We start from the raw sequence: 659 nt of genomic DNA, 5'->3' as shown, positions 1-659 counted from the left end.
TAATCGGCCAAACATATCGACCAATCGAACAAACAAGCTGTTACCGAGAAAGACATCGACGTTCTGCGTTCGCTCTTCAATGTCAGCCGCTAACGCGATTTCATTAAGCGTTGAAGCTGATGAAGACAGAAACTCATCGCGAATGTGAGCGCGAACATGGGCTATATCGGTCAGCAATCCATCAGCCCACCCTTGAGTACTTGAGCTCTTAACATCAACACGCTCGACCCAACTTTTAGGTGATGCAGCCCAATGCAATTGCGGAAGGTGTGTTTGGTTATCTCGGCTTAAACTTGGCGAGATAAACCAGTACTGAACATCTCGGCCTTGTTGGCTTTGCGACACCTGTTTATTAATCCATTGGTTCAATCGCTTAGATATGATGCGGCTACCAAACTGGAGCACCAAATCACATTCGTCGAGTTGGCTGGCCAACTTAGGCTGTTGTAACCACAAATCATAATGTGACCAACCGGAGCTAACTCCACTTTGCGGATCCGCCAATACAGGCCACCCCATTTGCTGTGCAAACGCTTTTGCCGCTTGCGCGTGATCAGCAAGTAAGCTGCCAATAACAACCACTCCTTTTCTATCAGCACAAAATGGAATGTCACGGAATGATGGACTGACGAATCGTTGAGTATATGTTTGACCGCCTT

At 47.2% G+C, this 659-nt stretch carries 1 pseudogene; it reads right to left on the bottom strand.

The window, feature by feature from the left end:
- Nucleotides 1-659: pseudogene (locus tag R7R24_RS27550) on the bottom strand (2-succinyl-5-enolpyruvyl-6-hydroxy-3-cyclohexene-1-carboxylic-acid synthase); the annotation flags it as partial.

Source organism: Vibrio sp. 704, from assembly GCF_033339295.1.
This window is presented reverse-complemented; position numbering and strand designations above follow the sequence as displayed.